Source organism: Gordonia sp. (in: high G+C Gram-positive bacteria) (genome assembly GCF_047600385.1).
Classification (GTDB): domain Bacteria; phylum Actinomycetota; class Actinomycetes; order Mycobacteriales; family Mycobacteriaceae; genus Gordonia.
Genome location: NZ_JASGKZ010000001.1, coordinates 751,399 through 776,917, shown reverse-complemented (window position 1 = coordinate 776,917; position 25,519 = coordinate 751,399). Strand labels below are relative to the sequence as shown.

Here is a 25,519-nt window from a genome sequence, read left to right as displayed (position 1 = left end):
CTTGATCGGTGACGACGATGAGCGGAACTCTAGGGTCGCACCGACGGCATGCCTATGTACGCGGTGGACAACCTGATGTCAGCACCTATCCGGCCGGGCCATGGACAGGGGTCTCTCCGATTCAGTGCCGCAGCGTCGAGAGCGCTTCGCCGACCGCGGCGCGCATCGTCCCCTCCCACAGCCCGCCGTGGCCGGGCAGCAGCAGGTGCGCCTCCGTGGCGGCCAGCGCCGCCAGCGACTCGGCGTTCTCCTCCGGGTCGTGAGTGAAGATCGGGCCCAGACACTGCGGGCCCTGGTGCGAGGTGATCGGATGCCCGCTGATCAGGGCGTCTCCCGAGACCAGGGCCTCGCCGTCCGCGACCAGGAACGCGCTGTGCCCCGGTGTGTGCCCGGGGCTCGGCACCGCGATTGGGCGGCCGGGCAGGGCGGCGAGCTCGGGGAAGGGGGCGGCGTCGTCGAGCCCGGTTCTGCTGAGGGCCCCGAGCGGGATGATCTGACTCAGCCAGCGCAGCACCCGCGGCTGCCAGGCGATCGGAGCCAGGGACGCCGCGTTCGCCTGCATCAGGTACTCGCGCCGGGCGTGGGCCACCTCGCGGGGGTCGGCGTACACGTCGAACGCGTACTCGCCGCGGAGCTTGACCAGTCCGCCGAGGTGGTCCACGTGGGCGTGGGTCAGCAGGGCGGCCCGGATCTCCTCGGGGGCGCTGCCGATCCGCCGCAGCGACTCGAGCACCGCGTCGGCGTGCCCGGGGTACCCGCCGTCGATCAGGGTCACGCCGGCGTCGTCCTGCAGGATCACCCAGTTCACCGCGGTGGTGGAGACGAAGTGGACCTCGCCTTCGCGCGCGGACAGCGAGGTGACTTCCAGCAGCACGTCGGGGCTCCTTCTCAATCGACCGCGACCGGCGGTGCGCGCCGGGCATCTCCTGTCCGCCACGGTATACGCCGGACCGGCTCGTCCGGGCCCGGACGCAGCGCCGGACTCGCCAGCGCGACCACCAGGGCGAGCCCGGCCAGCACCCACAGCGTGCTGCGCAGACCGCCGAGGAAGGCGATCGCGGCGACCCGGCGGGCGGCCGTGCGCACCGCGGGAGCGGCCTCGTCGGCGATCCCGACGCCGAGTCCGCTCCGCGCCGCCGAGTCCGCCGAACACCCGGGCACCGGCCGGTCCGGATGCGCCGAGGCGAGCCGGGTCTGGGCGCAGTAGGCGAAACGGTCGATCACCGCACCGGTGAACATCGGGTCGATCGACGTCTGATGCAGCGACTCCTCCAGCACCGGACGGGTGCCGTCGACGGCGCCCCCCGCGTGCGCGGCGACGGCCCCGAAGAAGAAGACCCCCACCAGGGTGAGCCCCAGCGAGTGCCCGATCTGCTGGACCGTCGGCACGCAGCCGGAGGCCGATCCCACGTTCTCCGGGCCGGTCCGCGACAGGATCGCGGTCTGCAGCGGTGCGATGAACACCCCGATCCCGACGCCGCCGAGGACGAGCGGCGGGAGACTCGCGGGGACGTCCAACGCCGCGTCGGCCGGTTCCAGGACCGCGGCGAACCAGGCGAACGCCGCGCCGACCAGCACCGCACCGCAGCTCAGGGTCCGAGCCCCGCCGATCCGCCCGGCCAGGGTGTTCGACGAGAGCGTCCCGACCACCGCGCCCGCGGCCAGCGGAAGCGCGAGCACCCCGGTCTTCAACGCCGAGTGACCGAGACCGGACTGCAGGGTGAGGGAGATCGCGAAGAAGAAACCCGCGAACAGGCTGAAGAACAGCAGCGAGAGCAGCAGCCCCACCGAGAACTGGCGGCTCGCGAACAGATCCACGCGCAGCAGCGGGCTCCCGCCGCGCCGGAGCAGTCGCCGTTCGTGGAGCACGAACAGCGTCAGCAGGGCGACGGCGCCGGCCGTCATCAGCCACAGGGACGCCGGCCAGTCCTGCTCGCGCCCCACCGACAGCGGGTACAGCAGTGCGAACAATCCGGCGGTGGAGAGCACCACGCCCACCAGATCGGGCGAGTCCGCACCCGGATCCCGCAGCCGGGGGAGCCGGCCGGCGGCGAAGACGAACGCGCCGACCGCGATGGGCACGTTGACGAAGAAGACGGCCCGCCAACCCCAGCCGAACAGGTCGACCTCCACCAGCAGGCCGCCGATCAGCGGGCCGAGCATGGCGGCGACGCCCGCCACTGCGCCGTAGAGACCGAACACGCGACCGTGGTGGCGCTTGGCGAACAGCGCCGCGATCAGTGCGAGGGTCTGCGCGGACATCAGTGCGGCGCCGATGCCCTGGGCGCCGCGGAAGACGATCAGCTCCAGCGGGCTGCGGGCGAGCCCGCACAGGACCGAGGCGACCGTGAACACCACCAGGGAGAGCAGGAACAGCCGTCGTCGTCCGAAGATCCCGCCGATCGTCGCGGCGGTGAGCAGGGTGCACGCGAACGCCAGCGTGTAGACGCTCAACACCAGCAACTGCTGGGCCGTGGAGGCTCCGATGTCGACGGTGAGGTCGGGGAGCGCGACGTTCACGACGGTGGTGTCGAGCATCTGCATGAACAGCCCCAGCAGGCAGCCGCACAGGGCGAGCCGGGCCGCGCGGGTCGGGGCGGCGGGCTCGGCGTCGTCCGGGGTCAACGAGCCGCGGCGGGGACGACGGTGCGGTAGTCGCCCGTCGTGGCCACCTGGTTCATGATCCGGGTGAACGCCTCGAGATAGCGCTCGATGGATTCGTGGGCCTGCGGCGTGTCCGGGAACAGGAACGAGATCATGGTCTCCTTCGGGAACCGGTTGACCCACAGGAACACCTCCTCGCTGCTGCCGCGGTTGCCGAAGAGGTTCACGTCGATGGCGTCGAGCAGTTCGACGCCGGGCAGTCTCCGGACGTCGATGTAGGAGACCATCGGCACCGACCAGCCGGGGGCCACGTCGATGCCGTCGCCGGGTTCGACCAGTTGCAGGACACGGTGGAACGAGACGTCGGTCAGCTCCTTGCCCGCGAGGTAGCTCTGGAAGGCGGGGCCCACCAGCGAGGTGAACGGCACGTCGGCGCCCACCTCGATCGGCACCGGGATGAGACTGGTGAACCAGCCGATCGAGTTCCTGCCGGGGCCCTCGCCCCGGGTGCTCTTGGGCGTCATGCCCAGGTACGACGACCGGCCGGTGAACTCCTGCGCGACGACGGCGGCCACCGCGAGCAACGAGCCGATCATGTTGCCGCCGTGCGCCTTGCCGACCTCGGCGAAGCGCTGCGCGGCGGCCTCGTCGAAGATCACCGCGCTGCGATGCGCGCTGCGGGTGTAGGCCTCGTCGTCGTCCCCGTCCACGCTGCGCAGCGGCAGCGGGAACGACGGCAGGCGCCCGCCGTCGGCCCGGACCAGGTCGAGCCAGCGCCGCACGTGCGGGCTGTCGTGGTCGAGTCCGGCCGAGACGCTGCGCTCGTGCGCGCAGTAGTCGAGGTAGCCGGCGACCTCGGGGAGCTCGGTGTCCGCGCCGAACGCCTCGCCGAGGTAGAGCGAGATGAGTTCCCGGCAGGTCATCGCCTGCGACATGCCGTCGGTGTTGAGATGGTCGACCGCGGCGTAGAGGGTGAATCCGGTGTCGCGTTCGACGGCGCCGAAGGTGAAGCAGTCCCATCGGAACGGGCCCGGGGTGGTCTCCTGCACGTGCGCGACGATCTCGGCGCCGCTCAGCTCGCCGTACGAGGTGGGCGTCATCTCGATGGTCTCCGGTGTCACGACGTGCCGGGCGACGGTGCCGTCGTCCTCCAGGGAGAACCACGAGCGGTACGTGTCGTGCCTGCGCAGGAAGCCGTTGATCGCGCGGCCGAGGGCGTCGGCGTGGAGAGGCCCCTGGAAGTCGAATGCGAGCAGGCACAGCCGGGAGAAGCGGAAGCCCGCGTCGGCGTTGCGGAGGGCCGTGCGCAGGTACTCCTCCTGCTGATGGGAGGGCGGGACGGGGTGGACCGGGGCCCGGGCCGCGCGGTCGAGCGCATTGGGCGACATGCTCCAGGTGGTGACGCGACCGGCGGTGGGACGCCATTCGTCGATGAGGCCGAAATCGACCATGAGGAAGCTCCTTGGGGTTCTTTTTCTTCGAGAGGCCGGAATCATCGGTGCCGCGGGCAGGCTCGCGCCCGGCTGCGGTGTATTCCCGCCTGGGAGGAATTTCAGAGGTGCGGCGCGTAAGCGCGGAACCCGGTCGGAGGCCACCGCCGCGAAAGCGGTGGAGATTCATTCATATAGGGGATGGACAAACTCCGCAACAGCAGGTGACGCTCTTAACAAAAGGCTCCCGGAATCCGCTGTCGCGGTGCTCTACTGGAGTACGGTCGACGACTGACAGGGTGTGTCCGTCAGAGGCGATGAGGCCTCTGACCATGGGATTCGTGGTCGTGTCGGGTGATTTCGGAAAAAGTCTTCCCGCGCGTCCGGGCTCCGGCGAATCCCTCGTGTGCACATCTGCGCATGCATTCCGAGCATTCGCGCCGACGGGCGCGATGAACGGTCGACGGTGAGCGATAAAAGGTCATGAATCATGGCGGGACGGATGACGGGGGTCTCCACCGCAGAGGGCTTCGATCTCGTATCCGTGGCGTGCCGGAAGTCGCCGGAAAAGCAATGGCGAGCGATAGGACCTGAAACGATGAAATCCGAATGTGGACGTGTGCCCGGGGCGCCGGCGGAGGATTGGCTGGCCACCCGCAGCTGGGACCGCGGCTGGGCTGTGGACGAGTTGGTCGCGGCCAAACGGGGCCGCACCGTCTCCGTGGTGTTGCCCGCGCTGAACGAGGAGGCGACCGTCGCGAACGTGGTCGCGAGCATCATGCCGCTCCACGGGACGCTGGTCGACGAGGTGGTGGTGGTCGACTCGGGTTCCACCGACGGCACCCGGCGGTGCGCCGAGGCGGCCGGTGCGCGGGTGGAGACCAGGGAGGCGGCGCTGCCCGAGGTGCCGGTGCTCCCGGGCAAGGGGGAGGTGCTCTGGCGGTCGCTGGCGGTCACCTCCGGCGACATCGTCGTCTTCGTCGACAGCGACCTGATCGACCCCGACCCCGAACACGTCCCGCGCCTGGTGGGCCCGCTGCTCACCACGGACGGCCTGCACCTGGTCAAGGGCTACTACCGGCGTCCGCTGATGGGGGTGAACGGCGTCGATCCGCTGGGCGGCGGCCGCGTGACCGAGCTGACCGTCCGCCCGTTGATCGCGGCCCTGCGCCCCGAGCTGACGGCGCTGGCGCAGCCGCTGGCCGGTGAGTACGCCGGAACGCGCGAACTGCTCATGTCGATCCCGTTCGCCGCGGGATACGGCGTGGAGATCGGCATGCTGCTCGACACCCTCGACCGTTTCGGGATGCGCGCGATCGGCCAGGCCCGGCTGGGCACGCGCATGCATTCGGAACCGTCCGCTGCACGAACTCGGCGCGATGGCCCGGCAGATCGTGGCGACGATCCTCGGGCGGACCGGCGTCGAGGAGTCCGGTGCGCCGCTGGTCCAGTTCGTCGTCGACGACGAGGCACTCGACGTCCGGAGACATCAGCCGGTCTTCGCCGAACGCCCGCCCATGCGGACCGTCCTCGCGCGTGGCGAGGCGTCGAGCGCGGCCGAAGCGGCGGTGTCGCGGGTCTGAGCCCGCGCCCCCTCACCGCTCCCCGAGCCGCAGGCGAGCTCGGGGAGCGGGGCCTAGCCGGGGGTCACTTCCGGATGACCAGCACGAACGGTCCCACCTCGGTCACCGTGAACGCGGGATCGTCGAACGCGGCCGGATCGAAGACGACGGTGTAGCGCTTGATGTTCGGGTCGTTCGGGTAGACGTCCTGGGCCAGGCGGAGGGTGTAGCCGTCGGCGCTGTACCGGAACAGGAAGACGTTCGGCGCGCGCCAGCGGCTCGCATCCAGTCCGGCCTTCAGCTCCTGCGGGGTGCTCGACTCGGCCCACTTCGCGGCGGTGGCGGCCCGGGCGTCGAACTCGGCGAGCGGATTCGCGTAGTGCGAGGTGTGCCCCAGGAAACCCCAGTACGGGTAGACCGACGCGAAACCGACGTCGGCCGTCATGACGACGTTCTCGGTCGCCGGCCTCCCGGTCTGCTCGCGGATCAACCTGTGCAGTTCGCGGTAGTACGACTCCGCGCCCGCCGGGCGCTGATCGGCGCGATGGCCGGCCCCGTCGGTGTCGGTGTAGGCGATGGTGATCTCCGAGGAGAGGTACGCGGGCACCGCCTGCGCGGCGCCGAGCGCCCCCACCGCGGCCAGCACCCCGACCAGGGTGCGGACGTCGCCGAAGCGGTCGACGGCCAGCCGGCCGAGTTCGACGACGCCGAAGACGCCTGCGGCGGCCAGGATCGCGGCGGTGATGCCCTCCAGCCGGAACGAGAGCAGGGTGCTGCCGATCGCGGTGCGGGCCAGCGACGTCATCGTGAGCACCACGATGCCGACCAGTGCGGTGACCAGTGCGAACGCGAGGGTTCGCCGGCGCATCCGACTGACCGCCCAGATCAGGCCGAGCAGACAGAGCAGGCCCAGCAGGGTGGGCTTGAGCATGGGCAGACCGAACACCGAGCCGGCCTCGGGCAGGTAGTGCTCGGCCGCGCCGGAGACGGTGACCGAGGCGCCGAAGCGGGCCTTCAGGTAGCCGAACCAGAAGATCAGCGCCACCGCGCCGGCGATCGCGCCCATGACGATCAGCCGGACCGCGACACCGGTCACCCGGGCGCGGCGCCAGGCGGCGATCCGGTCGTCGTCGACCGCGGTGTTCCGGATCTGCACCCACGTCTGCCCCGTGTAGACCAGGGCGATGAGGATCGCGGTGCCCGCGAACAGCGCGGTGTAGAGCGTGTAGGTGGTGGCCGAGACACCGAGGAACAGTCCCGCGGCGACCACCGCGAGCCAACTCGTCTCACGCAGCGGCGCGGGACCGTCGGCGAGTCTGCCGTGACCGCGCAACGCCGAAGCGATCACCACGAGCACGGGGACGCCGACCAGGATCAGCACCGCGGCGTACGGCTCGGGCGAGGAGTACTGCAGCACGGCCGCGGCCACCGCGAGGCCGACGCCGGTGCCCACCACGGTGCCGACCATGCGGTTCCACAGCGCGGTGCCCAGGGCGGCGGCCGCGGCCAGCGAGACGATCGACCAGGGCTTGTAGGCCTCCCAGCCGGGCAGCCCCATCAGGTCGGCGTAGCGGCCGCCGAACCAGAACCAGGTCGCTGGATAGTACGGCGGCAGATCCGCGAAGGTCATGTCCGCCAGGTGCGGACTGCTGGTGAGGCGGGTCAGATACTCGGTCCGGAACTGCTGGTCGGCGGTGAGACCGTGCAGGTAGAGGCTGGTCGCGCCCAGCGGCATCCCGAGGGTCGCGGTCACCAGGCCCGCCGACGCGATCGAGCCCAGCCACGACGACGTCAGGCGGCCGCCGCGCCGGTACCGCGCCAGCACCACCGCCGTCACCGCGACCAGGACGAAGACCGCCTGGCCGAGCGTGGTGAGCGAGCGCGTCACGTTGGACGTGTTGAACGCGGGCCACTGCGCGGCGTCGATCACCCGCAGCCCCACCGTCGCCACGCCGGCGCCGAGCACCAGCGCGCCGCCGAGCTCGATCAGATCGAACCCGCGACGGCGCGACGACGACACGGCTCCGCCCCCGGCCGTCCCGGAGGACGGGGAGGCGGAGTCGGTTGCGGGGGACTCGGCGGCCGACGCGGTCACGTCAGACGGGGAGCTTGCGGAAGACCGGCCGCGGAATGTGCCGGAGCACCATCATGATGAACCGGAACGGGCCCGGAACCCAGATCACTTCCTTGCCCTTGTCGACGGCGGCGACCACGCGCTGGGCGACGTCTTCCTTGTTCACCGTCAGCGGCGCCTCGGCGACGTGCGCCGAGAGCCGGGTGCGCACCTGGCCGGGGCGGACCACCAGGACGTTCACGCCGCTCGGACGGACCGCCTCGCCGAGGCCGAGGTAGAAGCCGTCGAGGCCGGCCTTGGTGGAGCCGTAGACGAAGTTGGAACGACGGACCCGCTCGCCGGCGACCGAGCTCATGGCGATGATCTGGCCGTGGCCCTGCGCGCGCATGCGCTCACCGAGCAGCACGCCCACCGAGACGGCGGCGGTGTAGTTGATGTCGGCTTCGAGGACGGCCAGCTTCTGGTTCTGCCAGGCCTCCTCGTCGTCGCCCTGGATGCCGAAGGCGACGATCGCGACGTCGATGTCGCCGGCGGCGAACGCGGCGTCGATCACGCCCGGGTGCGAGTCGGTGTCGAGGGCGTCGAAGTCGATCCGCTCGACGCTCGACGCGCCCGCGGCCTTCATCTGGGCGACGGCGGCCTCGGCGGCCGGATCGTTCGGGACGGTGGCGAGCACCACGCGCATCGGGGCGCGGGAGAGGAACTCGGCGGTGATGGCCAGACCGATCTCGGAGCTGCCGCCCAGGACGAGGACGGACTTGGGGACGCCGACGGCGTTACGCATGAGGGGTTCCTATGTTGATCGAGCGGAGTCGAGAGCAGCGGTTCTCGACGGGGGACGGAGTCGAGAGCAGCTCAGACGAGTTCGAGGCGCCGACCCATGTCGGACATGAAGACCCTGTTCGGGTCGACGCGGCGTCGTACCTCGAGCCACTCGTCGATCCGCGGGTACATGGCGTGGAAGGTCTCGGCGGTGGTGCGCGAGTCCTTGGCCGTGTACAGGCGGCCGCCGATGGTCAGGATACGACGATCGAGTTCGGTGACGAACTCGTGCAGACCCCGCTTGATCGGGAAGTCGACGCAGATGTTCCAGCCCTGCATCGGGAAGCTCAGCGGGGCCCGGTTGCCCTCGCCGAACAGCTTGAACACGTTGAGGAAGCTCACGTGTCCGGACGCCTGGATGTCGTAGATGATGCCCTTGAACTCCTCGACGGCCTCCGGCGGCACGATGAACTGGTACTGCAGGAAGCCCTTGCTGCCGTAGGCGCGGTTCCAGTTCCCGAACAGATCCAGCGGGTGATAGAACTGCGTCAGGTTCTGGATCTTGCCGGTGTAGTTCCCGCCCATCCGGTAGTAGGCCTCGCCCACCATCGAGAAGTTGAACTTGTTGGCCAGCCCGTTCGGGAAGACGTCCGGGAAGTTCACCAGCGTGGGGGCGTCGAACTTCAGCGGATCCTTGGCGAGTTTCGCCGGGAGCTGATCGAGGGTGGCCAGCGAGCCGCGCGAGAAGGTGCCGCGGCCCAGCTTCGGCGGCTTGCTGATCGCGTCGAACCAGCCGGAGCTGTAGGTGTAGTTGTCCTCGGAGCCGTCCATGTGCAGGGCGATGGTCTCGTCCAGGCTCTTGGTGACGGTGCCGTCGGCGATGAAGTACGCGGTCTCGGTGCGCGTCATCTTGATCTTGGCGCGCAGGATGATGCCGGTCAGGCCAATGCCGCCGACCGTCGCCCAGAAGACGGAGGCGTCGGGGTCGTCGGGCGAGCCGTCCGGGCGCAGCGTCAGGACGTCGCCGGAGGCCACCAGCAGCTGCATCTCGGTGACGTGGTTGCCGAAGCTGCCCGAGCTGTGGTGGTTCTTGCCGTGGATGTCGCAGCCGATGGCGCCGCCGATGGTCACCTGGCGGGTGCCCGGGAGCACCGGGACCCACAGGCCGTGCGGCAGGGCCACGCGCATCAGGGTGTCCAGGTCGACACCGGCATCCAGGTCGATGATCGCGGTCTCGTCGTCGATCGAGTAGATCCGGGTGAGACGCGTCATGTCGACGGTGAGGCCGCCCGCGTTCTGGGCGTTCTCGCCGTACGAACGGCCGAGGCCGCGGGCGATGACCCCGCGCTTGAGATACGACGGCTTGTCCGCATCCTCGTCGGCCACGCGCGCGACGGCGTCGGCGATGACCTCGGGGTACGGAGTCGACAGGACCTTGCCCTCGATCGGCATCGTGCGACCCCAGCCCATCAGCGTGCGGGTCTCGATCGGGAATACTTCTGAGTTCGTCATCGCCCTAGAGGATACCTGCCCCGACCTGTGAATCGCCTGGGCTCGGCCCGACACCGTGGTCCTTCGCCGCCGGGCCCGTTTCGAGAACGCGAATGCGCTGTTTCGAATTCTTCCTTTGATGTTCCCGTGTGACCGGCCTTACGTTCGGTCCACGGGTCTCCATCGATCGGAAAGCAGGAAGATGCACGAATCACCGCTGGCCGGGATCGTCGTCGTCGAACTGGGCGACAGCGCGTCGGCACCGTTCGCCGGGCAGATCCTCGCCTCGCTGGGCGCCGAGGTCTGGAAGGCCGAACGGCCGACGGGAGACTCGTCCCGGGGCTGGGGACCCAGCATCTGGCGCGGCGACGGAGCCGCCTTCCACGCGATCAATCGCGGCAAGAAGACGATCCGCGCCGACCTCACGGACGCCGGGGAGTCGGACCGGTTGCGCCGACTGATCGTCGAACACGCCGATGTGTTCCTGCACAACCTGCGGCCCGGCAGCGCCGCGCGGCACCGGCTCGACGCGGACTCGCTCCGGTCGGACGCCCCGGAACTGATCTACTGCGAACTCGGCGCCTTCGGCCACGTCGGGCCGTTGAAGGACGAGCCCGGATACGACCCCCTGATGCAGGCCTTCGCCGGGATCATGTCGCTGACCGGTGAGGCGGACGGGCCGCCGGTGCGCGCCGGCGTCTCGATCGTCGACTTCGGCTCGGGGATGTGGTCGGTGATCGGCATCCTCGCGGCGCTCGTCCGGCGCGGGCGGATCGGTGCGGGTGCCACGGTGAACAGTTCGCTGCTGGAGACGGCCATCGCGTGGAACACCATCGCGATCGCGGGATTCCACGCGGACGGCGATCCGGGATCACGCCACGGGTCGGGTGTCGCGTTCATCGTGCCGCACCGCGCCTTCCCGACGGCCGACGGAGATCTGATCGTCAGCTGCGCCAACGACCCGTTGTTCGCGAAACTCGCCGCCGCGCTGGGGCATCCGGAGTGGTCCGGCGATCCGCGGTTCGCGACCAACGCGGCCCGGCTGGCGAACCGGGACGAACTCGAGCGACTGATCGGCGACGTGCTGCGTACCGGAACGCGTGATCACTGGCGCGCGGTGCTGCGGCCGCACGGTGTCCCGGCGGCGCCGGTGCAGACGATCCCGGAGTTCGTCGCCCACGAGCAGACCGCGGCACTGGGGATCATCGGTCCGCCGCCCGACCGGGACGACATCGCGACCGTCGGCCTGCCGCTGTCGTTCGACGGCGAGCGTCCCGGCCCGCTCCACTCCGCGCAACCGATCGGCGCGAACGACGCCGACCTCGACCACCTGCTCACCCACCGCGAACCGACCCCTGGAGACGAGAGATGACCGATTCGGCCGAGTACGAGACCACCACGGTCCTGTCCGGACACACCTTCCTGGAAGGACCGCGCTGGCACGACGGCCGGATCTGGGTGTCGGACCTGTACACCAAGCGCGTGCTGTCGGCGAACGAGGACGGCTCCGACCTGCGGGTGGAGGCCTCGCTCTCGGATCAGCCGTCGGGCCTGGGCTGGCTGCCGGACGGCAGGCTCGTCGTGATGTCCATGCTCGATCACGCGCTGCTGCGCCGCGAGCCGGACGGCGCGGTCGTGGTCCACGCCGATCTCGCGGGCAAGCTCGTCGGCTGGGGGAACGACATCGTCGTCGACCCGGAGTCCGGGGCGACCTACGTCGGCCATTTCGGGTTCGACCTCTTCGCCGGTGACGAGCTGCGTTCGACGTCGATCTGGCGCGTCGGGCCGGACGGCACCGTCACCGAAGCGGCCGACGGGCTGTACTTCCCGAACGGCATGGTGATCGTCGACGGGGTCCTCAGGGTCAACGAGTCCTGGGCCAACCGCACCACCGCGTTCGACATCGGAGACGACGGCGCGCTGAGCAACCGGCGCGTATGGGCGAAGTACGGCGAGCCCTCGGACGCCACCGATCCGTTCGCCGCGCTCGGCGACATGGTGGTGGCCCCGGACGGATCGGCGCTCGACTCCGAAGGCGCGCTGTGGGTGGCCGACTTCGCCCACGGCCGCGTGGTCCGCGTGCTCGACGGCGAGATCGTCGACGAGGTCTCGCCGGGAACCGGCGTCTTCGCCTGCGCACTCGGCGGGTCCGACGGGCGCACCCTGTTCGTCTGCACCGCGCCGAGCTTCGACCCGGAGGAGCGCAAGGCGGACCCGAAGAGCGAGCTCGTCGCCGTCCGGGTGGACGTGCCCGCCTGATCCCCGCGCACCCCTCGACGACCCACGTCTCGAAGACCCGCGCCTCGACGACGTACCCCTGGAAGAGACAGTGAGAAGGAATCCCGTGGCACGACCACATTCGGAACAGCACTGGAGTGCGGTGGAGAGCCTGTCGCGCGCCGAGCACGACGATCTGCAGAACGCCGCGCTCGTGGAGCAGATGGCGTACATCGCCGCACACAGCGAGTTCTACCGCCGCAAGTTCGGGGACGCGGGTGTCGACCCCACGCGGGTCCGGTCCGCGGCCGATCTGGTGACTCTGCCGTTCACCGAGAAGCACGAGCTGCGCGACTCGCTGGCCGCGCGGCGCCCCCTCGGTCTGCATCAGGCGGCCCCGGACTCGGAGATCGTCCAGGTCCAGGCCTCCTCGGGGACCACGGGCAGCCCGTCGTACGTCGGTCTCACCCGCTCGGACATCGAGACCTGGTGCGAGCTGGGTGCTCGTGCCTTCTACGCGAACGGTTTCCGGCCGGGCGACCGCATGCTGCATGCGCTGGGAATGAGCAAGGGCTTCGTCGGCGGGGTCCCGATCCTGCAGATCGTGCAGTACATGGGCATCGTCGACATCCCGATCGGTGCCGAGGCGGACGTCGACCGGCTGCTGCGCGTGCAGGCCGACCAGCGGCCGGAACTCCTCGTCGGCACCCCGAACTTCGCGGCCTATCTCGGCGAGACGGCCGAGAGCACCGTCGGGATCGCGGCGCGCGACCTCGGCGTGCGCGCGATCAGCGTCGGAGGCGAGCCGGGCGGAGGTCTCCCCGGCACACGCGCGAAGCTGGAGGAACTGTGGGGCGCGACGAGTCGGGAGATGCTCGGTGGCACCGATCTGGGCTGCCTGTACTGGGGCGAGTGCGAGGCTCAGGACGGGATGCACTTCCATTCGCCGGACCTGATCGTCGTCGAACTGATCGACCCGGACACCGGAGAGGTGAAGGAGCCCGTCGAGGGCGCCGAGGGCGAGCTGGTCTACACGGCACTGCGCCGGCAGGCGTCTCCGCTGGTGCGCTTCCGTACCCGCGATCACGTGGTCGTGACGGGTACCGACTGCCCGTGCGGGCGCACGGGGTACAAGGTCCGGTGCGTGGGACGCACGGACGACATGCTCATCGTCCGGGGCATCAATCTGTTCCCCTCGGCCGTGAAGCAGTTGGTCTCCGAGTTCGAGCCCGTCGCGACCGGCGGAGATGCGGATCCGCGCCGACTTCGAGGGGCACTCCACGCAGAGACCGCTTCAGGTGGTCGTGGAGTACGCCGACGGCGTCGGGCCGCAGGCGCGGGAGACGCTGGTCGACGGTCTGGAACGGCGGATCCGCTCGGCGCTGAACGTCAAGGCCGTCGTGACCCTCGTCCCGGAGCTGACGCTCAAGAGACCCGACCACGTCAAGGTCGCGCTGATCGAACGCGGATGAGCACGCCTCCGCCACCCCCGCCCCACAGTCAGGAGAAACTACAGATGAGCACCCCAACGACGGGGCCCGTCGCGGCCGTCGTCGGTCTCGGTGACGCCTACGCGGACAAGGAGAACCGGAAGGATCCGCTGCAGCTCGCCGCGGAGGCCGTGATCGCCGCGCTCGCCGACGCCGGGATCACGAAGTCCGACGTCGACGTCCTGCTCACCGGCCGGTCGCCGTGGGCTGACAAACGTTCGCAGTGGAGCAACATCTTCCTCTCGTACATGCAGAATGCCGATGGTCTTCACCAGCGAGATGACGCTGCACGGCGCGGGCCTCACCGGTTCGCTCGGGGTGGCCTCGGAGATGATCCGGGCGGGCCGCGCCGAGTACGTCGTCTGCCTCCAGTCCGACGCGACCGAACTCTTCGTCGACGCGCTCGCGATGGGTGCGCAGGCCGACGCCGATCCCCAGTACGAGGTGCCCTACGGGCCCACGATCCCCGCCCTGTACGGGCAGGCGGCCAGCCGTTACCTCCACGAGTTCGGACTCGCCGAGGCCGACCTCGCGCAGGTGCCGATCGCCAACCAGAAGTGGGGCGTGCGGCACCCGCGCGCGGTGAAGGCCCGCTTCGGCGAGATCGACGTCGAGCAGGTCCTTGCTTCGCCGTACGTCGCGAGTCCGCTCCGGCTCTGGATGTGCTCCCGCTGGGCGGGCGGTACCGCCGGAGCGGTGGTGCTCACCGCGCCCGACAACGTCCGGCCCGGACAGGACGCCGTCTACCTGCAGGGTTACGGCACGGCGACCACGCACGAGTACCTGACCGATCGGATGAACATGAAAGACCTGAGGTTCGCCGGGATGGGAGCGATGCCGAACCTCACCAGTACCGCGACCGTCGAGGCCGCGCGCCAGGCGTACGCGATGTCCGGGCTCACGCCGTCGGACGCGGACGTGCGCGAGCTGTCGGTGAATTTCGCGCACATGGGCCCGATCATCATGGAAGACCTGGGCTATGCGGAGAAGGGGCGCGGCATCGACCTCTATCGGGAGGGTCGCACCGCGCCGGGAGGCGATCTGCCGACCGACACCAACGGGGGCTGGCTCTCGTTCGGCCAGCCCGGCATCTCCTGCAACATGGACGCGATCGTCGAGGCCGTCCGGCAGCTCCGGGGCACCGCGCTGGGCGCGAAGCCCGCCCGGGATCCGGAAGTGGCCCTGGTCCAGGGGTCCGGCGGCATGCTGGCCGCCGCCGGCGTCCTGCTGCTCACCAAGACCGCATGACGAGAGTGACGAGAGTAGGGAACACCGAGATGGCTACCGAGAACCCCACCGACTGGCCGCAGCCGTACCCGCTGATGGATGCCGAGCCGTACTGGGCGGCACTGGCCGACGAGCGCATCACCTTCCAGCGCTGCGACGCGTGCGGCGAGACCCTGTGGCCGGCGCGCAAGTTCTGCGTGCGCTGCGACTCCACCGACCTCACCTGGCACGACGCCGCGGGCACCGGCGAGGTGTGGTCGCACTCCACCGTGATGCGCGGCCCCACCCCGACCTGGCAGGCGATCGCGCCCTACACGGTCGGTTTCATCGCGATGGACGAGGGCTATCAACTGTTCGCCCAGATCGACGAGCCCGCCGACGAGATCGCCATCGGCCGGCGGGTCCGCGCGAGATTCGTCCAGCGGGGAGAGGCGACGCTGCCCGTGTTCGTGTTCGACGGCGAAGACGACGGGTCATGACGGGCTTCACCGAGTACGACCTCTGGACCGGAGGACGGTGTACGAGGAGGTCCCGGGACGATTGAAGTCCCGTGTCGACGGCATGGCCGCGGGCCTGCAGGCCGGTTCGACGGTCTCGCACGCAGCTGATCGGGGACCTGTGCGCCGGGTCATATACTGGCCTGGTGCCGGGCGCTCGCGCCCGGAGTCATGACAATGCGGTGGTGAGGGTGCGCTGATGGCGGGCAGTCTGAACGTCAACCACCTGGTTCGCAACATCGATCTGTTCACGCTGCAGCTGTTCATCGCCGCGGTCGAGGAGCGGCAGATCGGGCTGGCCGCGGCGCGCGAGAACATCTCCGCGTCCACCGCCACCAAGCGGATCAGGATGCTCGAGGACGCGGCCGGCGCCAAGTTCCTCGACCGCACCCCGCGGGGCGTCGAGCCCACGCCCGCGGGCGAGATCTTCCTGTGGCACGCGCGCGAGATCCTCGGGAGCCTCGGGGCCATGCGGCGTAAGGTCAGCGAGCTCACCGACGGGGTGGCGGGCGAACTCACCGTCGTGTCGGCGCGGTCGATCATCGGTTCGCTGCTGGCGCGCAAGCTCGGCGCGTTCGCGTCGGACTACCCGAAGGTCGATCTGGCCGTCACCGAGGTCTACAACCCGAGCATCCCGCAGGAGGTGGCGCGCGGCGAGGCGGACCTGGGCGTCTACGCCGTGGCCCCGAATCTCGATCTCTCCGGGGTGGTCTCGAGTCCGTACCGGAACGACACGGTCGTGGCCGTGGTGCCGCACGAGCATCCGCTCGCCGCACGCGAGAGCCTCACCTATGCCGACCTCGCCGAGCACAACCTGCTGGCGGTGGGGGTGATGTCGGACACCTTCGCGTGGGCGGCGGCCAAGCTCGGGACGGCGTACCGGTCGCGCTACCGCGTCACCACGTCGAGCACGGTGCTCTCGCTGGTGGCGGCGGGGCTCGGAGTGACCGCCGTGCCCGAATGCGAACTGCGGGTGGAGTACCTGGACAAGGTCGCGGTCCGGGAGCTCCGGGAGCCGTGGGCGGTCCGCAGGCTGGCGATCGCGACGCGGCAGGGACAGGCTCGCGGCCCCGCGGTGCAGGCGCTGATCGACTACCTCTTCGACCAGCCCCGGGCCAGGCTCGACGCCGTCGACACCGACTGACCGAAGGCCGGTCGCAGCGCGCCGCCGTATGCTGCGGCGAGGAACCGCCGAAGGCCGCTGCTGGGTGGGTGCGGGGTATGTCCGTTACTGTCGAAGCAACTCGAAATCGGGCCCGGGATCGGAGAGTGATAGGTGATCGTCGTCGGCTATGTGTCCGGAGCTTTCGGACGGGCGTGTTTGGAGCAGGGGATCGTCGAGGCGCGCCTGCGTGACACCGAACTCCTGGTGATCAGCGCCGTCTCCGAGAGCCGCGGGCACCGGATCGTCGAGGCCGAGGAGATCGCCGAAGTCGAGGCGCGTCTGGATGCGTCGGGCCTGGCCTACCGGATCCAGCAGCCGATCGGAGCCACTCCGGCCGAGGAACTCCTCTCGGCGATGGCGGAGCCGGAGGCGGAGATGCTGGTCATCGGCATGCGTCGGCGTACCCAGGTCGGCAAGCTCCTGCTCGGGAGCACCTCGCAGTATCTGCTGGTGGCCTGCCGCAAACCGGTCCTGGTGGTGAAGCCGGGCGAGGAGAACCAGCGCCCCGATCCCGTCTCGGCCGCCGACCTCGTGGACCGGTCTCCGCAGGCCGGCGACGCGATCGAGCCGTAGGCACGACGTCCCCGCCCGCCTGGACGAGTGATTCCTGGTGCTCGCCCCCTCTTCGACGATCGACGTCCTCCACGCTGATCGACGTCCTCCACGTTGATCGACATCCTCTTCGCTGATCGAGCGGAGTCGAGATCTCTCCGCGCCGCTCAGACACCGGTCTCGACTCCGCTCGACCAGCGAGAGCGGCTCGACCAGCGAGAGTGGCTCGACGAACGGGAGTGGCTCGACCAGTGAGAGCGGCGCGACCGGGGGTGAGAAGATCCGGCCACCGGGGATCACTCGTCTACCGCAGGATGCGTTCGACGAACGGCGTCGAGTCCGGAAGCGAGGCCAGGACGGTGCCGGAGTGGTCCTCACCCGGATACAGGTGGAACTCCACCGGCTGTCCGGCCGCGAGCATCTGCGCGTAGAGCGAACCCGCCGAGACCGCGGGCACGTCCAGGTCGAGCAGGCCCTGGCCGAGGAAGATCGGCCGGTCGTACCCGGAGTACGGGGTGGACATGTAGTCGGTCAACGCCGCCCGGATCCCCGGGATCGAGGTGAGCGGCCGGGTGAACCAGCCGTTCAGGCGTTCGCCCTTCAGCTCGGTCTTCAGCTCCGCGTAGCAGAGGGTCTTCGCCTGGCGCAGCACCTCGCGGCCACGCGCGGTCAGCGCCTGCTCACCGTGCAGATCCGGGCGGGCATCGGTGAATCCGGCGAGGATGTACGCGGCGTACACGTTGAGCCCGGCGGGCAGCGAGACCGGCGGGAACGACGGCCCCGCCTGCCACACCACGTGTTCGATGTTGGCCGGGGTGCCGGTGGCCACCACGCCGCGGTAGTCCAGGCCGCTGCCGCGGGAGAGCCGGGTGGCTCGCCGGGCCGCGTTGAGCGCTCCGCCGCCGCCCTGGGACTGGCCGACGATCGCCCACCTCTTCGCGAGCGGCAGACCGGTGCGATGCGCGGCCCGGACCGAGTCGACCACCGAGTAGGCGGTGGCCGCACCGCTCAGGTAGCTCATCAGGCCGGGGGTGCCCAGCCCCGCGTAGTCGGAGGCGACGACGGCGTAGCCCCGACGCAGCCAGTGGTTCAGATACGCGGTGTCCCGGGGCGAGCGGGGCAGCGCCGACGGCGTGCAGCCGTCGCCGAGCCCGGTGGTGCCGTGCGCCCAGGCGATCACCGGGTGGCCGCCGGCCGGGGCGGGCCTGCGCGGGAGGAACACCGCGGCGGTGCTGGTCGCCGGCTTCCCGTGCACGTCCCGGGTGGCGTACAGGTAGCGGTACGCCGCGGCGGCGCCGCTGAGCGAGACCGACCGATCGAGCACGGTCTTCTTCAACAGGGTGCCGGGTGCGCCGATCGGGCCGGAGTGGTCGCGGGCGTCCAGCCCGGACCAGACCGCGGTCGGCGTGGCGCGTTCGGGTTCGGCTCGGACGGGCGCGGGATCCACCGCGAACACCGCGGCGCAGGCGGTGGCGAGGGCCACGAGGGCGATGCGGACCGACCGTCGTCTCATGACCGTCGAGGTTAACTCAATTCACTTCTGTATACGACGCCGGTGTGCGGGTTCCGGTCCGCCAGGATGCCTGGTCGGCGTACGTCTGCGGCGGGCGGGGGCTCTACGCTGGCAGGGTGGCCGACACCGAACCGAAGAGCACGCACGACGACGATCCCGCGCACCCGTTGCATCACGAGGACTTCAGCACGCGCCATGCGCCGATGCCCGTCGAGCTCCCCTTCGACGACGAGGAGGCCTCGACCGACGTCGACCTGAAGACGCAGCTCGTCCGCTTCGTCGCGACCGGCGCCGGTTCGGCGGTGCTCGATCTCGGTCTCACCCTGCTCCTGCAGTACGTCTTCGGCGCCTCGTCCACGGTGGCCAAGGCGTTCGGCTTCATCCTCGGCACCACGGTCGCCTACCTGATCAACCGGCGCTGGACCTTCCGCGCCGAACCGAGCATCGCGCGTTTCATCGCCGTGGTCCTCCTCTACGCGGTGACGTTCTCGGTGAACGTCGGCCTGTACTCGTGGCTCTCGCACCTCTGGGACGAGACGTTCCTCTTCTCGGCGATCGCCTTCGTCATCGCCCAGGGCGTGGCCACCGTGATCAACTTCGTCGTGCAGCGAGCCGTGATCTTCAAGATCCGGTGACGGTCGTCCGGTCTCCGGAGGATCGGTAAGCTCGACGACGGAGCCCGAACGGCGAGGAGGCGCGATGCTGCGAGATCACCGCGGTGCGCCCCGATCCCTGCCGATCCATCTCGTGCTCACGCTGGTCGGCGCACTGACCGCCTTCTCCGGCGAGGTGATCGGCGCCGCTCCGGCCGACTGGCTGCTCTCCTTCTTCGCGCTGACGGCCGTCGCCGTCGTCGTGTGCCGGAACGCGGTGCTGCTGTCGGGCGGCTGGGTGCCGTTGCGCATCGCACTCGAACGACGGCATCGCGCCTGGGCCGCGCTGATCCCGGTGCGGCCCGTCGCCCCGGAGTCGCGCGTCCCGACCGCCGGTCCGCCTCGATGGTGGACGGTGCCGGTGCGCGGTCCGCGGGCGCCCTCGCCGATCCGGTAGCCGCGGTCCGGAGAGTCGTCGAACCCTCTCGAGGACGCGGCAGACGTGTCATTGCCGCCCGGTGCCCGCGCACCGTGATCCCGAGAGTGAGAACCCTTCATGCTGTCCGTTTCGGGCGCCGCCCGCCGTATCGGCGACCAGCGCCTCTTCACCGATCTCAGTCTGGAACTCGACCGCGGTTCCTGCGCGGCCGTCGTCGGCCCCAACGGGGCGGGCAAGAGCTCCCTGCTCCGCTGCATCGTCGACGACGATCTGCTCGACGCGGGGACCGTCACGATCGACGGTCGCCCGCCGAACGACCGTTCCCCGGACTTCCGGAGTCTCGTCGCGGTGGAGCTCGGCGATCAGGCCGCCTACTTCGACGTGACCCTCGCCGAACATCTCACTTTGCTCGCGGCCGCCCACCGGATGGTGCGGCCGGATGTGATCGGTGCGCTGCGCGACGCCGGTCTGGCCGCGTTGCACGACCGCTTCCCGCACACGTTGTCCACCGGGCAGGGGCGTCGTTTCGCGCTCGCCGCCCTGTTTCTGCGGCCGTCCGGTCTGATCGTGATCGACGAACCCGAACTCGGTCTCGACACCGACGGACAGGAGTGGGTCGCGGAGAAGATCACCGCGGCCAAGGAGAGCGGCCGCGCGGTGCTGATCGCCACCCACAGCCCGCTGCTCGTCGAACGCTGCGCCGACACGGTGCTGGCCCTGGGCGACGGCGCGGACCGATGATCGCGGCACTGCGGCGCGCGGACCTGGGGCCGGTGGAGATCGGTCTCCTCGTCTTTGTCGGCGGGGGACTCCTCGTCCAGGTGCTCCGGCCGTCGCGGGTCGCGCAGGTCGTCGCGTTGTCGTCGGGCGCGGCCGCCCACCCGGGCCTCGTGGTGTCGGGGGTGGTCGTCGGCGTCGCGGCATCGGTGTTCGCGATCTCGTCGCGGTGGGGACCGGTCCGCGTCGACCCCGCCGATCTACGCTGGCGGCTGGCCGGCCCGGCCGACCGTTCGACGGTGCTCCGCCGCCGAGCGGTCACCGTGCTCGGCGTGGCGCTCGCAGCCGGCGCCGCGGTCGGCGGGCTCACGGCGACACTGGTGCCCGAGCTCGCGGTCGTCGCCGTCGGCGGCGCCGCGGCCGGGGCGGCGCCGGGGTACGTCCTGGCGTATCTGCGGCAGCGGCGACGGGATCGGCGGCACGGCACGACGCCGCCGCGGGCGTCGTCGTTGTCCCCGGGGAACCTGCACCGGAAGACCTTCGCTCCGCGTGACGGCTACTCCGGTGCGCTGGGGCTCGCCCTGACGATGCTGGACGTCTCCTGGCTGGAGGAGGCACGCGTCACCCGCTGGCAGCGTGCCCGGGTGCGGGCCGGCGGTCGGAGTCTCCCCGGCGGCGCCGCCTCGGCACTCATGCGGGTGGACCTCCGCAGGCTGCTCCGCCACCCGGATGCGCTCGTGCGCTGGTCGGTCTCGGTCGCGGCGGGCGTGGGGGCCGCGGTGCTCCTCGACTTCCGGCACGCCGAGACGGTCGTCGCGGTGCTCGCGGTCTACTGCGCGGGCTGTTCGGTGTCCGGGGGTCTGCGCGTGTCGGTCCGGTCGGCGGCGCTGCGTCGTGCGACGGGACTCTCGGACCGGTTCGTCTACGGCTGTCATGCGTTGATTCCGGTGCTCGGCACGCTCGCGGCCGCCGCCGTCGTCCTGCCGTGGTGGTCGCTCTCGCCGGTCGCCGCGGTGATCCTGGCGGCGGGGACGGCCGTCGCGGTGCTGCGCCGAGGGCTGCGGCCGGAACTGCGGTACGACGGTCCGGTGACCGCCGATCCGATGACCGGTTCCGCTGTGAACCTCCAGCTGTTCTTCGCTCAGATCCGGGGGCTCGGCGCTCTGGCGGTGACGCTCCTGGTGGCTGGAGCGTTCTGATCCCGTCGCCGTCGGCGGGGTCTGCGGTATCGGGAACGGAAGAGGGTCCGGCGGCCTGCACCCCGCACGCGGCAGGCCGCCGGACCGGTCCGGGCGGGCGGCGCGGACTCCGCACCGTCACCCGACGGCGCCGCCGCTCCTGCTCCGGAGTCTCGGAGGCCTGCTACAGGTTCTCGTGCATGCGGCGGAACACCGCGATGGCTCCGTTGACCGCGTGGTAGGCGGTGTTGAGTCCGGCATCGTCGCAGTCTCGGAGGGCGTCGTGCAGCGGGATCAGTTGGTTCCGCGCATCCTGTTTGAGCTGGGCGAGCAGTTGGCTGGAATTCGTCAGTTCGCGGCTCACGCTCACGGCTCTCTCCCCTGTCGTCGGCCCCGCTGTGGACTGATCGGCTCACGGTGTTCGGATGGACACTTCGAGAATCATGGCATGGAAGCAGACGGCGCGAAAGAGTATGAACGGAGGAAAATCATTGTGCGACAACAGATTCGAGAGTATGTAAAACGTGTGGACGGAGTCAGCGGCGGACGGTGAAGGTGGTGCAGCCGGTGTACGCGACCGTGCCGGTCAGCTCGCCGATCCCCTCGGTGATCGGACCGTCGACGACCAGCCCGACCATCTCGTAGTCGCCCGGCCGCTCGTTCCAGCGGAACGGCGTGAGCACCACGTCGTCGGTGAGCCGCACCCCGATCATGTCGTACGAGCCGTACGGCACCTCCGTGTTCTCCGAGGTGGGGCCGAACTGGAAGGTCGCGATGGTCTTCCGGTCGCCGCCGTCGCGGAAGGTCAGGGTCAGCGCGGTCTTGCCTTGATTGCAGGTGTAGGTGCCGCGCCACGTGCCGTCGAGCGCGGCGAGCGTGGCCTTCGCCGAGCCGGTGCCGGTGGTCGTGCTGCTCGAGGCCGGCGGGGCGGCGGCGGACGACGCGCTGCTCTCGGGGGAACTCGACGCCGCCGTCAGCCCGGGATCGTCCGAGCCCCCGCCGAACACCAGGACGCCGACGGTGCCCAGGATCGCGAGCACCACCAGTGCGGCGACCGCGATCAGGGCGACCTTCTTGCCGGATCCGGATCTGGATCCGGTATCGGGCGTTTTCGACGACGATCCCGGCGGCGGAGGCGGAGTCCCGTAGGGCGGACCGTACGACGCCGGGCTCGCGGACGATCCGGGCGCGCCGAAGAACGCGGCGGGCGGCGGGGAACCCGGCGGCGGTGCGCCGTACTGCGCGGCGGCGGGCGACGGTTGCCCGGGCGGGGTCTGCCCGGGGAACGGCTGACCGGGCAGCGGCTGACCGGGCAGCGGGGTGCTGCGGGTCGCGACGTCGTACTCCGGGACGGGCTGCGGCGTCTGCGGCGGACTCGCCGGTCCGAGGCCGAGGGGCGGCAGCGGGTGGTCGAGCGCGCGGGTCGGCGGCTTGGTGCGACCCCCGGAGGGTGACGCGGGCGGCGTCACGGGCGGGGGCGGGGTCTTCAACGCGTTCGCGAAGGCCGTCGACGACTCGAACCGCTCGCGCGGATCCTTGGCGACGGCGCGGGCGATCGCCGCGTCGACGTGCGGAGGCAGTCCCGGCACACTCGCCGACGGCGGCGGGGGAGTCTCGGTCAGATGCGCCTGCATCATCGTGGCGGGCGACCCCTGGGCGAACGGCGGACGTCCGGTCAACAGGTGGAACGCCGTGCAGGCGAGCGAATACTGATCGCACCTGTCGTCCACCTGATCGCCCTGCAGACTCTCCGGCGCCAGGTAGGGCAGGGTGCCCACGGCGAGACCGGTCTGGGTCAGCCGGGTCCGATCCGGGCCGGTGGCGACGCCGAAATCGGCCAGTTTGACCGTGGGCGAGCTGTTCGGGTGCTGCCGGATCAGGATGTTGGCCGGTTTCACGTCGCGGTGCGCGAGACGCGCCGTCGCCCACGCGTGGTCGAGTGCCGCGGCCACCCCGCTGACGATGTCGGTGACCAGTGGCAGGGGGAGGCGACCGTACTCGTCGAGCAGGGTGGCGGCGTCCGGGCCGTCGACGTACTCCATCGTCAGCCACAGTCGACCGTCCATCTCCCCGCGGTCGTACAGGTGCACGATGTTGGGGTGGTCCAACTGGGCCAGCACGTCGGCTTCGCGAGCGAAACGAGCCCGGTAGAGCTGGTCGGTGCTCAGTTCGGCGTCGACCAGCTTGAGGGCCTCCTGCCGAGGCAGCCGGGGATGCCGGACCAGGTAGACGCTGCCCATGCCGCCCGTGCCGAGCTCGCGCAGCACACGGTGACCCGCGATCTCCTGCTGCTCCATCGTCCCCCCGATCGTGGTCCCGTCAGTCGCCCGGTCCGCCGAAACGTTCCCGCCTGCCCATACGGCGCAACCGCATCCATTCGCGGAATCCCGCGGGATCACGCTGCTGCATCAAGAAATACCAGGCGAAGCGGGCGTACTCCTGCGGCAGGAGCTTGCGCATGCCCGGCTGGCTCATCAGATAGCCGCGGTTCCGGTACGTGAAGAAGCGTTTGGTCTCGTTGTCCGGATACTGCGTGTGCATGCGGCCGCCGAGGATCGGTCGGAACTCGGCGCTGCCGTCGGGATGCAGATACGCGGTGGTCAGGCAGGTGCCGAAGGCGATCCCCGACCGCGCCAGTCTGCGGTGCATCTCCACCTCGTCGCCGCGGACGAACAGCCGCAGGTCGGGCACGCCGATCCGGTCGACGGTGGCGGCGGAGAACAGGGCGCCGTTCATCAGCGAGGCGATGCCGGGAAGCAGATCGCCGGCCTCGTCGTCCTCCGCTCCCGGTGCTGGGGTGTCGCCGCCCGCTCGCTGCGCTCCCGGCGCGGTGGCGTCGCCGCCCGCTCGCTGCGCTCCCGGCGCGGGGGCGAACAGTTCCGAGCGCCGTCGCCGCCACACCAGTCCGCGGCGCAGCGGGAACGCCAGGGCGTCGGGATCGGCGATGTCGACGACCACCGGCGAGACCTGGCCGAGCGCATGCGTGTGCGCGCAGTCGAGCAGGGTCGAGAGCACCCGCGGGCCCTCGGGTCTGCCGTCGTCGTCGGCGCACCAGATCCAGTCCGCCCCGAGCGCGAGCGCATGAAGCATGCCGAGCGCGAAACCGCCCGCGCCGCCCAGATTGTGCTGCGACGCGAGATAGGTGGTCGGGATCGGCTGGGCGGCCACCAGCTCGGCCACCTCGGACTCGGCGGCGTTGTCGACGACGATCAGGTGATCCAGTGCGCGATCCTGATGGGCGAGCACGTCGAGGGACTGCGCCAGCAGTTCACGACGACGATGCGTCACGACGACGCCGATCACCGTCTCGGTGCCGGGAGCGCTCATGCGTCGTCGTCCTTGCTCGTCTCGTCGTCGGTCGTGGTCTCCTCGCCGGAGGCGGTGTCCTCTTCGGCGTCGGCGCGGTCGGGCAGCTTGCCGTGCTCGGCGAGCACCTTGCGGACCTGGGCGGCGGCCTCGTCGCCCTGGTAGGCCTGCACCACCTCCTCGATCCCGCCGTCCATCCGGACCTGACCCTTGTCCACCCAGAGCGCGCGGTCGCACAGCTGGGCCAGGAACTCGTTGGAGTGGCTCGCGAAGACCAGGATTCCCGAGCGCTCGACCAGCGCCTCCAGGCGGGTGCGCGCCTTCTTCATGAACTTGGCGTCGACGGCGCCGATGCCCTCGTCGAGGATCAGGATCTCGGGATCGATGCTGGTCACCACGCCCAGGGCGAGGCGCACGCGCATGCCGGTGGAGTAGGTGCGCAGCGGCATCTCCAGGTAGTCGCCCAGTTCGGAGAACTCGGCGATCTCGTCGGTCTTGGCCAGCATCTGCTTGCGGCTCATGCCCAGGAACATGCCGCGGATGATGATGTTCTCGTAGCCGGAGATCTCCGGGTCCATGCCGACGCCGAGGTCGAACACCGGGGCCACACGGCCCTGCACGCGGCAGCTGCCGCGGGTGGGCTCGTAGATCCCCGAGAGCAGCCGCAGCAACGTCGACTTGCCCGCGCCGTTGTGCCCGACG

The 25,519-nt window shown here is 70.4% G+C and carries 21 protein-coding genes and 2 pseudogenes; 12 read left to right on the top strand and 11 right to left on the bottom strand.

The window, feature by feature from the left end; genetic code table 11:
* Nucleotides 1-121: 121 nt before the first annotated feature.
* The 3 genes from QM809_RS03600 to QM809_RS03590 are packed head-to-tail and all read right to left on the bottom strand — an operon-like array spanning nucleotide 122 to nucleotide 4,055.
* Entirely contained in the window at nucleotides 122-874 is a 753-nt protein-coding gene (locus QM809_RS03600; RefSeq protein WP_415044455.1) for an MBL fold metallo-hydrolase, read from the bottom strand.
* Between the two features lie 14 nt (nucleotides 875-888).
* Complete coding sequence (locus QM809_RS03595; protein ID WP_415044454.1) at nucleotides 889-2,625, bottom strand: MFS transporter; 1,737 nt, start codon at nucleotides 2,623-2,625, stop codon at nucleotides 889-891.
* Complete coding sequence (locus QM809_RS03590; RefSeq protein WP_415044453.1) at nucleotides 2,622-4,055, bottom strand: condensation domain-containing protein; 1,434 nt, start codon at nucleotides 4,053-4,055, stop codon at nucleotides 2,622-2,624. The genes QM809_RS03595 and QM809_RS03590 overlap by 4 nt, the downstream gene beginning before the upstream one ends.
* 577 nt (nucleotides 4,056-4,632) lie before the next feature.
* Here QM809_RS03590 and QM809_RS03585 point away from each other — a divergent pair.
* A pseudogene (locus tag QM809_RS03585) lies at nucleotides 4,633-5,617 on the top strand (glucosyl-3-phosphoglycerate synthase).
* A 64-nt stretch (nucleotides 5,618-5,681) separates the two neighbouring features.
* Here QM809_RS03585 and QM809_RS03580 read toward each other — a convergent pair.
* The 3 genes from QM809_RS03580 to QM809_RS03570 form a co-directional block, all read right to left on the bottom strand.
* A complete protein-coding gene (locus QM809_RS03580) occupies nucleotides 5,682-7,691 on the bottom strand; it encodes an arabinofuranosyltransferase (protein WP_415044452.1) in 2,010 nt (669 codons plus the stop codon).
* Nucleotide 7,692: 1 nt separating this feature from the next.
* Entirely contained in the window at nucleotides 7,693-8,454 is a 762-nt protein-coding gene (locus tag QM809_RS03575; protein WP_415044451.1) for a decaprenylphospho-beta-D-erythro-pentofuranosid-2-ulose 2-reductase, read from the bottom strand.
* Nucleotides 8,455-8,525: 71 nt separating this feature from the next.
* Nucleotides 8,526-9,944: an FAD-binding protein gene (locus tag QM809_RS03570; RefSeq protein WP_415044450.1), complete on the bottom strand. Its 1,419-nt coding sequence runs from the start codon at nucleotides 9,942-9,944 to the stop codon at nucleotides 8,526-8,528.
* Between the two features lie 181 nt (nucleotides 9,945-10,125).
* Here QM809_RS03570 and QM809_RS03565 point away from each other — a divergent pair, with 181 nt between their 5' ends.
* The 7 genes from QM809_RS03565 to QM809_RS03535 all read left to right on the top strand — a co-directional run bounded on the left by QM809_RS03565 (nucleotide 10,126) and on the right by QM809_RS03535 (nucleotide 17,092).
* Complete coding sequence (locus tag QM809_RS03565) at nucleotides 10,126-11,295, top strand: CaiB/BaiF CoA transferase family protein (RefSeq protein ID WP_415044449.1); 1,170 nt, start codon at nucleotides 10,126-10,128, stop codon at nucleotides 11,293-11,295.
* The gene (locus QM809_RS03560) at nucleotides 11,292-12,182 is read left to right on the top strand and encodes an SMP-30/gluconolactonase/LRE family protein (RefSeq protein ID WP_415044448.1); all 891 of its coding nucleotides are present in this window, start codon (nucleotides 11,292-11,294) and stop codon (nucleotides 12,180-12,182) included. Before QM809_RS03565 ends, QM809_RS03560 begins: the two co-directional genes overlap by 4 nt.
* Nucleotides 12,183-13,387: 1,205 nt before the next feature.
* Nucleotides 13,388-13,612, top strand: a complete 225-nt coding sequence (locus tag QM809_RS03555; protein WP_415044447.1) for a hypothetical protein — start codon at nucleotides 13,388-13,390, stop codon at nucleotides 13,610-13,612.
* 279 nt (nucleotides 13,613-13,891) lie between these two features.
* Nucleotides 13,892-14,878 carry a thiolase family protein gene (locus tag QM809_RS03550; RefSeq protein ID WP_415044446.1) on the top strand — a complete coding sequence of 329 codons (987 nt, stop codon included), beginning with the start codon at nucleotides 13,892-13,894 and terminating at the stop codon, nucleotides 14,876-14,878.
* 29 nt (nucleotides 14,879-14,907) lie between these two features.
* Nucleotides 14,908-15,336: a Zn-ribbon domain-containing OB-fold protein gene (locus tag QM809_RS03545; protein WP_415044445.1), complete on the top strand. Its 429-nt coding sequence runs from the start codon at nucleotides 14,908-14,910 to the stop codon at nucleotides 15,334-15,336.
* Between the two features lie 217 nt (nucleotides 15,337-15,553).
* Nucleotides 15,554-16,498 (top strand): LysR family transcriptional regulator, encoded by a 945-nt coding sequence (locus tag QM809_RS03540; protein ID WP_415044444.1) that lies wholly within the window; start codon nucleotides 15,554-15,556, stop codon nucleotides 16,496-16,498.
* A 150-nt stretch (nucleotides 16,499-16,648) separates the two neighbouring features.
* The gene (locus tag QM809_RS03535) at nucleotides 16,649-17,092 is read left to right on the top strand and encodes a universal stress protein (protein ID WP_415044443.1); all 444 of its coding nucleotides are present in this window, start codon (nucleotides 16,649-16,651) and stop codon (nucleotides 17,090-17,092) included.
* A gap of 283 nt (nucleotides 17,093-17,375) precedes the next feature.
* On the opposite strand, the gene QM809_RS03530 is transcribed toward QM809_RS03535, so the two are convergent.
* A complete protein-coding gene (locus QM809_RS03530) occupies nucleotides 17,376-18,584 on the bottom strand; it encodes an alpha/beta hydrolase family protein (RefSeq protein ID WP_415044442.1) in 1,209 nt (402 codons plus the stop codon).
* A 203-nt stretch (nucleotides 18,585-18,787) separates the two neighbouring features.
* Here QM809_RS03530 and QM809_RS03525 point away from each other — a divergent pair, with 203 nt between their 5' ends.
* The 4 genes from QM809_RS03525 (at nucleotide 18,788) to QM809_RS03510 (ending at nucleotide 21,532) form a co-directional block, all read left to right on the top strand.
* Nucleotides 18,788-19,219 (top strand): GtrA family protein, encoded by a 432-nt coding sequence (locus QM809_RS03525; protein ID WP_415047003.1) that lies wholly within the window; start codon nucleotides 18,788-18,790, stop codon nucleotides 19,217-19,219.
* 64 nt (nucleotides 19,220-19,283) lie between these two features.
* Entirely contained in the window at nucleotides 19,284-19,634 is a 351-nt protein-coding gene (locus QM809_RS03520) for a hypothetical protein (protein WP_415044441.1), read from the top strand.
* A 99-nt stretch (nucleotides 19,635-19,733) separates the two neighbouring features.
* The gene (locus QM809_RS03515; protein WP_415044440.1) at nucleotides 19,734-20,357 is read left to right on the top strand and encodes an ABC transporter ATP-binding protein; all 624 of its coding nucleotides are present in this window, start codon (nucleotides 19,734-19,736) and stop codon (nucleotides 20,355-20,357) included.
* Nucleotides 20,354-21,532, top strand: a complete 1,179-nt coding sequence (locus tag QM809_RS03510; RefSeq protein ID WP_415044439.1) for a DUF6297 family protein — start codon at nucleotides 20,354-20,356, stop codon at nucleotides 21,530-21,532. Before QM809_RS03515 ends, QM809_RS03510 begins: the two co-directional genes overlap by 4 nt.
* Nucleotides 21,533-21,695: 163 nt before the next feature.
* On the opposite strand, the gene QM809_RS03505 is transcribed toward QM809_RS03510, so the two are convergent.
* The 4 genes and pseudogenes from QM809_RS03505 to QM809_RS03490 all read right to left on the bottom strand — a co-directional run.
* Nucleotides 21,696-21,881, bottom strand: coding sequence for a hypothetical protein (locus QM809_RS03505; RefSeq protein WP_415044438.1), 186 nt, complete (start codon nucleotides 21,879-21,881; stop codon nucleotides 21,696-21,698).
* Between the two features lie 166 nt (nucleotides 21,882-22,047).
* A complete protein-coding gene (locus QM809_RS03500) occupies nucleotides 22,048-23,808 on the bottom strand; it encodes a protein kinase domain-containing protein (RefSeq protein WP_415044437.1) in 1,761 nt (586 codons plus the stop codon).
* 22 nt (nucleotides 23,809-23,830) lie between these two features.
* Nucleotides 23,831-24,838 (bottom strand): glycosyltransferase, encoded by a 1,008-nt coding sequence (locus tag QM809_RS03495; protein ID WP_415044436.1) that lies wholly within the window; start codon nucleotides 24,836-24,838, stop codon nucleotides 23,831-23,833.
* Nucleotides 24,835-25,515, bottom strand: a pseudogene (locus tag QM809_RS03490) (ABC transporter ATP-binding protein); the annotation flags it as partial. The pseudogene QM809_RS03490 and the gene QM809_RS03495, both read right to left, overlap by 4 nt.
* Nucleotides 25,516-25,519: the final 4 nt, after the last annotated feature.

Bases quoted from the DNA above. Each gene is read 5' to 3' on its own strand.
- QM809_RS03590 (WP_415044453.1), bottom strand. From the start codon at position 4,055: ATGGTCGATTTCGGCCTCATCGACGAATGGCGTCCCACCGCCGGTCGC.
- QM809_RS03575 (WP_415044451.1), bottom strand. From the start codon at position 8,454: ATGCGTAACGCCGTCGGCGTCCCCAAGTCCGTCCTCGTCCTGGGCGGC.
- QM809_RS03570 (WP_415044450.1), bottom strand. From the start codon at position 9,944: ATGACGAACTCAGAAGTATTCCCGATCGAGACCCGCACGCTGATGGGC.
- QM809_RS03565 (WP_415044449.1), top strand. From the start codon at position 10,126: ATGCACGAATCACCGCTGGCCGGGATCGTCGTCGTCGAACTGGGCGAC.
- QM809_RS03560 (WP_415044448.1), top strand. From the start codon at position 11,292: ATGACCGATTCGGCCGAGTACGAGACCACCACGGTCCTGTCCGGACAC.
- QM809_RS03555 (WP_415044447.1), top strand. From the start codon at position 13,388: ATGCGGATCCGCGCCGACTTCGAGGGGCACTCCACGCAGAGACCGCTT.
- QM809_RS03550 (WP_415044446.1), top strand. From the start codon at position 13,892: ATGGTCTTCACCAGCGAGATGACGCTGCACGGCGCGGGCCTCACCGGT.
- QM809_RS03545 (WP_415044445.1), top strand. From the start codon at position 14,908: ATGGCTACCGAGAACCCCACCGACTGGCCGCAGCCGTACCCGCTGATG.
- QM809_RS03540 (WP_415044444.1), top strand. From the start codon at position 15,554: ATGGCGGGCAGTCTGAACGTCAACCACCTGGTTCGCAACATCGATCTG.
- QM809_RS03530 (WP_415044442.1), bottom strand. From the start codon at position 18,584: ATGAGACGACGGTCGGTCCGCATCGCCCTCGTGGCCCTCGCCACCGCC.
- QM809_RS03525 (WP_415047003.1), top strand. From the start codon at position 18,788: ATGCCCGTCGAGCTCCCCTTCGACGACGAGGAGGCCTCGACCGACGTC.
- QM809_RS03520 (WP_415044441.1), top strand. From the start codon at position 19,284: ATGCTGCGAGATCACCGCGGTGCGCCCCGATCCCTGCCGATCCATCTC.
- QM809_RS03515 (WP_415044440.1), top strand. From the start codon at position 19,734: ATGCTGTCCGTTTCGGGCGCCGCCCGCCGTATCGGCGACCAGCGCCTC.
- QM809_RS03510 (WP_415044439.1), top strand. From the start codon at position 20,354: ATGATCGCGGCACTGCGGCGCGCGGACCTGGGGCCGGTGGAGATCGGT.
- QM809_RS03500 (WP_415044437.1), bottom strand. From the start codon at position 23,808: ATGGAGCAGCAGGAGATCGCGGGTCACCGTGTGCTGCGCGAGCTCGGC.
- QM809_RS03495 (WP_415044436.1), bottom strand. From the start codon at position 24,838: ATGAGCGCTCCCGGCACCGAGACGGTGATCGGCGTCGTCGTGACGCAT.